General features: G+C 64.0%; 10 protein-coding genes. 7 read left to right on the top strand and 3 right to left on the bottom strand.

Annotated elements, in window-relative coordinates:
- Positions 1-63: 63 nt before the first annotated feature.
- On the bottom strand, positions 64-1155 hold the full coding sequence (locus H7U20_RS09860) for a serine hydrolase domain-containing protein (RefSeq protein WP_199758981.1): 1092 nt from the start codon (positions 1153-1155) through the stop codon (positions 64-66).
- A gap of 232 nt (positions 1156-1387) precedes the next feature.
- Between H7U20_RS09860 and H7U20_RS09855 the strand changes: the two genes are divergently transcribed.
- The 6 genes from H7U20_RS09855 (at position 1388) to H7U20_RS09830 (ending at position 5508) form a co-directional block, all read left to right on the top strand.
- Positions 1388-3439 (top strand): NHL repeat-containing protein, encoded by a 2052-nt coding sequence (locus H7U20_RS09855; RefSeq protein ID WP_199758980.1) that lies wholly within the window; start codon positions 1388-1390, stop codon positions 3437-3439.
- Positions 3440-3562: 123 nt separating this feature from the next.
- Positions 3563-4021, top strand: coding sequence for a FlxA-like family protein (locus H7U20_RS30165; RefSeq protein ID WP_199758979.1), 459 nt, complete (start codon positions 3563-3565; stop codon positions 4019-4021).
- Between the two features lie 30 nt (positions 4022-4051).
- Entirely contained in the window at positions 4052-4390 is a 339-nt protein-coding gene (locus tag H7U20_RS09845) for a FlxA-like family protein (protein ID WP_199758978.1), read from the top strand.
- Positions 4391-4485: 95 nt separating this feature from the next.
- Positions 4486-4764 (top strand): acylphosphatase, encoded by a 279-nt coding sequence (locus H7U20_RS09840; protein WP_199758977.1) that lies wholly within the window; start codon positions 4486-4488, stop codon positions 4762-4764.
- A gap of 211 nt (positions 4765-4975) precedes the next feature.
- Complete coding sequence (locus H7U20_RS09835; protein ID WP_199758976.1) at positions 4976-5146, top strand: hypothetical protein; 171 nt, start codon at positions 4976-4978, stop codon at positions 5144-5146.
- 35 nt (positions 5147-5181) lie between these two features.
- Positions 5182-5508, top strand: a complete 327-nt coding sequence (locus H7U20_RS09830; RefSeq protein ID WP_199758975.1) for a hypothetical protein — start codon at positions 5182-5184, stop codon at positions 5506-5508.
- A 40-nt stretch (positions 5509-5548) separates the two neighbouring features.
- On the opposite strand, the gene H7U20_RS09825 is transcribed toward H7U20_RS09830, so the two are convergent.
- Together H7U20_RS09825 and H7U20_RS09820 are read right to left on the bottom strand one after the other, a co-directional pair.
- Positions 5549-5989, bottom strand: a complete 441-nt coding sequence (locus H7U20_RS09825; protein WP_199758974.1) for a hypothetical protein — start codon at positions 5987-5989, stop codon at positions 5549-5551.
- Positions 5990-6247: 258 nt separating this feature from the next.
- Positions 6248-7243, bottom strand: coding sequence for a nitrilase family protein (locus H7U20_RS09820; protein ID WP_199758973.1), 996 nt, complete (start codon positions 7241-7243; stop codon positions 6248-6250).
- Between the two features lie 97 nt (positions 7244-7340).
- Here H7U20_RS09820 and H7U20_RS09815 point away from each other — a divergent pair.
- On the top strand, positions 7341-8185 hold an 845-nt coding region (locus H7U20_RS09815), incomplete at its 3' end, for a LysR family transcriptional regulator (RefSeq protein WP_199758972.1).

The raw sequence follows: 8185 nt of genomic DNA, 5'->3' as shown, positions 1-8185 counted from the left end.
GCCCCCCCCCCGGCTCTCTGTCTTTGGGTGGTTTTTGTAGCCGCTGGCGTTTTGGCGATACCGTCAATCGCAGGGCGCGTCGGCCAGCATGGCGGCGGCGCGCAGGAAGTCGCGCGGCTGCACCCAGCCGACGTTCCAGTTGCCGTTCACCGGCACCTGGCGCTTGTGGGCGATCACCATCCGCCGCGCCGGCATGACCAGGATGTACTGGCCGTGAATGCCCCAGGCCATGTAGGCGCCGTGCAATGGCGATGGCGCCGGCTCCTCCAACAGCCACCACATGTAGCCGTAGCCGAAATGCCGGGCGGCGACATGGGGCGGGTGCATGTCGGCCGAGGGCGTGCCAACCTTGATCATCTGTGCCACCCATTGCGGCGGAATCAACTCCCGGTCGCCCCAGCGGCCCTGTTGCAACATCAAATAACCGAGCCGCGCCATGTCGCGCGTCGACAGGTAGAAGTGGTAGGCCAGATGGAGCGACTGCCTGGCGTCGCCGCTGCGGTGGTGCCGGGCCGGGTCAAAATCTTCCAACTGCAAGGGAGCGGCAAAGTCTTCGGCGAACGTTTTGTAGAGGCTTTGCCCTGTCAATTGCTCGAACGCCGTGCCGGCCGCGTTGAAGTCCCAATTGTTATAGAGGAAGTAGCTGCCGGGCGCTTGCGTGCCGCGCGCGGGGGCGGCCGCATGGTCGTCACCGCCGTTGGCGGCGGCGTGGTAGACGCCGGAACGGGACTCTAGCAACTGGCCCAGGCTTGCACCGCGCTCGACCGGCAGCAGGCCGCCGACATCGTCGATGTCCAGTTCGGCAAGAGTGCGCTCCAAGACGATGCTGCCATTGGCCACGTACTTGCCGTACATCATAGCCAGCAGGCTCTTGCGGGCCGAAAACAGGATGCTGGGCGCGGCCACGTCGCCGTAGCTGAACAGGCTGCGGCCATCGCGCACGGCGAGCAGGGCCGTCGTGTCGAGCGTGCGCAGGTAGTCGCGCGCCGAGTTCAATGCCGTTCTGCAGGCCGGCGTTTGGGCTGCGGACGGCAGCGCCTGCCAAGATGCCGTCGGGAAGACCGTTGGCGTGTCCGCTTTGCCAGTGCTGGCGCCGACGCCAGGCGGCACGACGGCGCAGGCCAGGCCGAGCAGCGCGATGCGCAGCGGGCGCATGCCGGGGCAGAAAAGGGCAGTGAGGCGTGTTGATAGCAAGATGGCGCGTCTTCCAATGTTTGTTGGGGAAATCATCAAATAGAAGGGCTTGAGGTCATTCGAATTTACCAACGCTTACAAATATAACAATTTCTCCACGAAAATTAATAGTAGCATGGTAATGTTGCTTAATAACCTAATGGAGAAACGCATGGATAGGTATGTGCTTCTGCGCCAGGCAAGTGGCGCCTCTTTGTTGTGCTTGTTGGCCGCCTGCGGTTCCGGCAGTTCGACCGCTCCCGCCACGCCGGAGCCGCTGCCGCCCAAGGTCGAATCGCGCATCGGCTTCAACCTGGTCGCCGGCGGCAGCTGGAGCGACAAGGGCGCGGTGGACGGTCCCTTGGCGGTCGCCAAGTTCAATTGGCCGGCCAATCTCGCCGTCGACGGCGCCGGCAACATCTTCATCGCCGACACCGGCAACAACACGATACGCAAGCTTAGTCCGTCCGGTCAAGTCAGCACGGTGGCCGACATCAACAGCATCGTCGGCTCCACGCCGGCTCCGGGGTACACCAACATCGAAGGCATGGCGGTGGACGCGGCCGGCAATATCTACGTGACCAGCGAAGGCGGCTTGCGCAAGATCGACGTGAACGGCAAAGTGGTCCTGCTTGCGCGCGGCGGCAAGGCCGAGACGCCGGTGGATGGTCCGCTCGCCAGCGCCCGATTTTTCAGCATGGACAGCCTGACTGTTGATCGGGATGGCAACATCTATCTTCCCGATCAGAGCCAGATCCGCAAGATTAGGCCGTCCGGCATGGTCACAACCTTGGCCGGCCGCGTTAACGGTTTCGGAACGCGCGACGGTGTGGGCAGCGCGGCGGAGTTTTTCTCTCCCGGCTATCTGACGGTCGATGCGAACGGCAATGTCTACGTCGTCGACGGCTTTGCCGTGCGCAAAATCACGCCGGCCGGCGTGGTCACGACGCTGGCCGGGCGCCCCAACCAGCGCGGCTTTGCCGACGGCCCCGGCGAGCAGGCGCGGTTCCGCCTGCCAACCGCCATCGCAGTCGACGGCGCCGGTGTCGTGTACGTCGCCGACGACGACGGCGGGGTGGTGCGGCGGATCTCGCCGTCCGGCGTGGTGCGGACCATCGCCGGCGCGCTCGACGCCTATGGTTCGACCAATGGGCTGGCCTCGACGGCGCGCTTCGGCAGCGCACGCGGATTGTTGGTCGCCGCCGACGGCAAGTTGATCGTGGCCGACACCAGTTTCCACGCGCTGCGCAAGATCGACGCCGAGGGCCGCGTTTCCACCTTCGCCGGCGGCAAGATCGCCGAGCCGCCCGGCACCGACGGCATCGGCGCGGCGGCGCGCTTCAACAACATCAGCGGCGTGACGGCCGACAAGGCCGGCAACTACTATGTGGCCGACAGCTCCAACTGCCTGATCCGCAAGATCACGCCGGCCGGCGCGACCTCGGTGCTGGCCGGCGCGGTGGGTGAGTGCTCGGTGCTCGACGGTGTCGGCGCGGCGGCCCGCTTCGAGAACATCGGCGACCTGACGATCGACGGCGGCGGCAACTTGTTCGTCAACGACGGTAAAACGGTGCGCAAGATCAGCCCGGTCGGTGTCGTCAGCACGGTGGCGGGCAAGCCCGGCCCGGATGTCGACAAGTTGAACGGGATCGGTAGCGGCGCCTTGTTCTCGGGTTTGAAGGGCGTCTCCGCCGACGCGGCGGGCAATCTGACCGTGTCCGACGGTTGGACCAATTGCCGCGACGGCGAGGCGTTGATCAACGGCATTCCGCAGACCAGCTTGCGCACCGTCTCGGTTGCCGGCGTGGTGACAACCGTGCCGGGTTTGTCGAATTCACTGGCCAAGGCGGTCGACGGTCCGCTCGGCGTGGCCAGCTTTGCCTGCCCCGGCAGCCTGACGCAGGATGTCGCCGGCATTCTGTATTTCGTCGACTCGTCGATCCAGTTGCGCAAACGCAGCCTCGATGGCACCGTCAGCACGATTCCGACCGGCGACAAATTCGTCACCCTTGAGGCCAACAGCGCGGCCCGCATCGATGTGGACGAGCGCGGCAACCTACTGATGGTCAATGGCGACGACAACGTTTTCATGATCGCGCCGCAAGGCACGGTCAGCCGCGTCGTCGGTGCCACCGCCAGCCCGGGTGATTTGCTGCCGCTGCCGGTCGGCGTGCCGCCGGGGCCCTTCCGCGCGGTGCATGCGCTGGGCAACAAGCAGTTCTTGCTGGCGACGCCGCAACAGGTGTACAAAGTAGTTCTGCCTTGACGCGGCAAGCGCAGCCCGGGCGGGTTGCGCTGCTGGCTTTGCAGGTGCGGCGCGGCTCGGCGGAATCGGTCGGGCCGCGCCGCGCCGCTTGGAGGCACCGAAATTGTTCCCGTGTGACAATGTGTGAAATTTCCGCCCGGCTTTCGTGGTACATTTGTTACTATTGGTATTTCGGTTTTCCGGCAGGCGTCTGCCGCATGGTTATTACTGCTTGCAGCGCAAGAATTGGAGAGAATGATGGTCTCGATTGTTTCGAATGGTATGAGTACTTCCGGTGGCATGGGGGCCGACATGGACAGCCAAAGCCGCGTAGCCGCGTTGCAAACGAAGATCAAGGGTCTGATCAAAAGCATCGGTCTGATCCAAAAGCAAATCGCCGATGAGCCCGATCCCAAGGTCAAAAAAGTGTTGGTGAAGATGATCGAGAACCTGCAGCAGACGATACAGACGATCGAGCAGCAAATCTACCAGCTGGAGCGGGCCGAGCAGCAGAAAGAAATCAATCGGATCGAAGCCAGGCGCAAGAACGAGGCGGAAGGCAAGATCGATCTGCCGCGTAGCGCCGCCTTGCCTGGCAACTGAGTTGGACGTGCCTTCGGATAACGGGAGAATATGATGGTCGCTAGTGTCGCGAACGGTTCGGGGGCCTCGGCGCGGATGGGGGCGAGTGTGGAGAGCCAGGGCAGCGTTTCGATGTTGCTGTCCAAAATTAAGGGTCTGCATAAGAACCTGCGCCAGTTGCAAAAACAATTGATGGAGACCACCGACCCGGAGCTGAGGAAAGTCCTCGTCAAGATGGTCCAGGACGTGCAGGAAATGATCGCCATGTTCGAGCAGCAGATCCGCCAGATCGAGCAGGCCGATCAGCGGCGGGAGGCGCATCGGCAAGAGGCGACGCGGAAACGCCGCGAACCGGGCCCGAACGATGCGTTCGTGCCGTATCAACCATAGCGATGGGCCGGGGCGCGCTTTTTGACAGCGCTCACGCCGAGCTGGGCCGTGTCGTCGGTGCGTTGCAAGCTGCGATTGGTGATTGGTGATTGGCGATGGCGAAGCGACTGCTCATAGAAGGACGCGTACAGGGAGTTGGATATCGCGCCTCCTTGGCGAAGGAAGCGATTGGCCTCGGCCTTTACGGCTGGGTTCGCAATCGCCGCGATGGCTCGGTGGAGGCCTGCGTTGATGGCGAGCCGGCGGCAATCGAGGCCATCATCGACTGGGCGAAACGCGGTCCGCCCGCCGCCCAGGTGGCCAATGTCACCATCGAGGATGTTGGGGTGCAGGCATTTTCAGATAGGACATTGAAGATTTTGCCGACGCTGTAGGAGCAGCAAGCACAAGCGGTTGCGAACGTGGCGGCAAGCTTGCCCGCCCGCCGATTCCCGTTCGACCCCGGCCTTGCGCCACCCATTCCCCGAGACGCCGCGTTCGTCCAACTGGCACTGGTGTCGGCCGTGGTTTTGCTTAGTATGGCGGTACGTAGTCCAACCACAGCATGAGCGCGCCGCCGCCGCTCATGCCACGCCAGGGTGATCCATGCGAACTCAATATATTGCCGGCCCTCTTTGCGCCACCGCCTTGTTTGTTCCCGCCGCACACGGCGCCGCCGCGTCCGCCGCCGACGCCGAGCCGAGCCACACCATCAGCGCACTCGACGCCAAAGTCTTCGACGCCTACAACAGCGGTGATTTGCGGCAAATCTGTTAGGCTGCTAGCGATCAATTTTTGGAATTGGAGCTTGAATGAAAAAAATCATCGCAGCGGCCCTTTTCGTGAGCACTGGCCTGGTGCAAGCGGAACCGGCGCACCGTTGTTCCGCCGAGGCCGTCAAGCAGGCGAAGAGCTTGCTGACCTTCCACTTCGGTCCCGACGAGCGCATGGAAATCGATTCCACCGTCAAGGTGCTGGCGCCGATCCGCAACCCGGCCAACAAGGCGCAGTCCTTCGACGTGCTGGAAGTGTGGGGCAGCATCTACAAGGGCCAGTACCGCATGCATTTGATCTATGCGCAACTGAAGGACAGTTGCGTGTTGATGGGGCAGGAAATTTTGGAGCATGCCAGCCTCTAAGCGCGATCTGCGCGGTGCAGGTAAAGTCGGCCATGCCTATTTAGTTGAAACCCAATGTTTGGCCGACGCTCCACCTATAGCCGCGAGGGGGCGAACCTCTGGGATCTTGACCAATGTCGGGTGGGAATCCTGCCTGCCTGAATACTCGCGCGGCTCGGGACAGCGACTCGTGGCTTGCGTGATAGTGCCCGGTAATATTAAAGATCGTGAACCGGGTGGTGCCGTTTGTACCGGGCAGCCATTCACCGGTGCCGCCGCTGCGCACGTCCGCGCCCATGGCCGCCATGCTGTGCTTGGGGTCGCCAACCATGCCATCCATGACAAACAGCTGATCGTTCGTGTCCAAAATCCAAATGATCGGGGTTTGCGCATTGAGTAGTGCATTGAAGCCAGCGCTGCCGGCGGCGTGCCCCACCATGCCGCTATTGAGCATGGTTTGATGTTCGCCGTTCCAACCTGCCGCCTGCCGGTTACGAAACATCTCCGGTTGGCGGGTCCAATGGCGGGCTGCCGGGCCGATACACCGAAGGCAATACCGGCGGCCTGGCTGGCTTTGGGAGCATGGCCGCGTTCGGTGGCGAAGCCGGAAAACGGGGAAAGCCGGGATTTTTCATTGGACTCATGGGTATCGATTTGATCTACGCGCAACTGAAAGGCAGTTGCGCGTTGACGGGCCAGGAAATTCTGGAGCACGCCAGCCTATAACGCTCTAACGCTCTATCTAATGTGCGCGGCGCCGTCATGGAAATTTCATGCCGACGATGCCACCGGTCGGCTGCGCGGAAAAGCGGGCGGCGCGCGCGTCGAGTTCGTCGCCGCGCGCGGTGGCCAGGATCGCGTACAGTTCGGGCCGGCGTCCGCGCAGCCAGCGCTGGCCGCTGCTCATGGGGACCAACCCGAAGTCGAGTTCGGCCGTGACCATGGCGTCGGCGGCGGCCCAGGTTTCGGCCAGGATGCGGCCGTAGGGATCGAGGATCATCGCGTTGCCGGTCCGAACCTCGTCCTCGTCCTGGCCGACGCCATTGCTGAAGATGAGGAACAGGCCGTTGTCGTGGGCCCGCGCGGGCAGCCAGCGCAGCAGCCACGCGCGCCCGTTCGGGCCGAGGAACTGGGCTTCGATCGCGGCCGGATCGACGGCGCGCCGCTGCCACGTCGCCAGCGGAATCGGCTTCATCGCGTGCGGGCTGCGCGAGTCGGTGCCGCCGGTCTGGTGCGGCGCGATCAGCAGTTGCGCGCCCAGCAGCGCGCAGGCGCGCACGTTTTCGACCAGGTTGTTGTCCCAGCAGATCAGGATGGCCGCGCGCACGCCCCATGGCGTGTCGAACACGGTGTAGCGCTCGCCGCTGTGGATCAGCGGATGCTCGAAGGCGTGCAGTTTGCGGTGCGCGTGCACTTGGCCGTCGGGCATGGCGATGGCGTAGGTGTTGAACAGGCGTCCGTCCGGCGCCCGCTCCACCAGGCCGGCGCCGATCGCCAGGCCGTGCTCGCGGGCCAGGGCGACGAGGGCGCTGATCGACGGCCCATCCATCGCTTCGGCCAGTGCGTGCAGGGCGGCGTCGCCCAGCTTGGGCACGTGCCAGTAGCCGCTGATGCACATCTCGGGGAACACGATCAGCTGGATCCGCGCCTGCGCCGCTTCGGCGCTGAAGGCGGCGATGCGGCCGAGGTTGTAGGCTTTGTCGCCGGCGCGATGCTGGAATTGGACCGAGGCGGCGCGTAACACTGGGCTGGACATGGGAGCTTCGCTTTCATGGAGGGGAAGTGCCTCATGTTAGCCATCGCCAATCAAGTAGTAAAATGAATAATATGGCTATTTACTATGCGGAATTGGAATGGATATCCGGTTGTTGAAATCGTTTTTGATGTTGGCCGAGCAGGGCCAGTTCGGCCGGGCCGCGATGCTGCTGCACATGACGCAGTCGACCTTGAGCAAGCAGATCGTGATGCTCGAAGGCCAGGTCGGCGGGCGCTTGTTCGAGCGCGGCAAACATGGCGCGGCCTTGAGCGCGCTGGGCCGGCTGTTCTGGCCGGAGGCGCAGCAATTGGTGCGTGACGCCGATCGCCTGCTGCAACGCGTGCGCCAGGCATCGCAGGGCGAACGGGGCAGGCTGCGGCTCGGCTTCGGCCTGTCGACGCTGAGGCTGGCGCCGCGCTGGGTCGCCTGGTTCCGCCAGCGCTTTCCCGCTGTGGACGTGTCCTTGAACGATTTGTCGTCGCAGGAACAGTATCTCAGGCTCGGCAGTGGTGAGCTGGAGCTGGGTTTTGTCCGCCGGCCGCCCGCTTCTGTCTTGGAATTCCTGCCGCTGATGGTCGAGCAATTGACCTTGTCGGTGCCGGCCCAATCGGCGTGGCAGGGCGTGCCGGATGATCTCGCGCGGCTCAACGTGGACGGCTTCGTCGCGCTGGCGCAGGCGCGCGGACCGGGTCTGGCCGCGCAGGTCGAGCAATGGTGCCAAGCCCATCGATTCGTGCCGCGCGTGGTGCAGGAGGCCGACGATACCCACACCGTGCAGGCGCTGGTGGCCGCCGGTATCGGCCTGGCGCTGCTGCCGGTCAGCGCGCAGTGGTTGTTGCCGGGCGCGATACGTAGCTTGCCGCTGGCGGGCCAGGCCGCGCAGTGGGAGGTTGGACTGGCCTGGCATCCCGGCAAACTGTCGCCGGCGGGGGGGGGGGGGGG

The organism is Rugamonas violacea (genome assembly GCF_016461825.1).
GTDB lineage: Bacteria > Pseudomonadota > Gammaproteobacteria > Burkholderiales > Burkholderiaceae_D > Rugamonas.
This window is presented reverse-complemented; position numbering and strand designations above follow the sequence as displayed.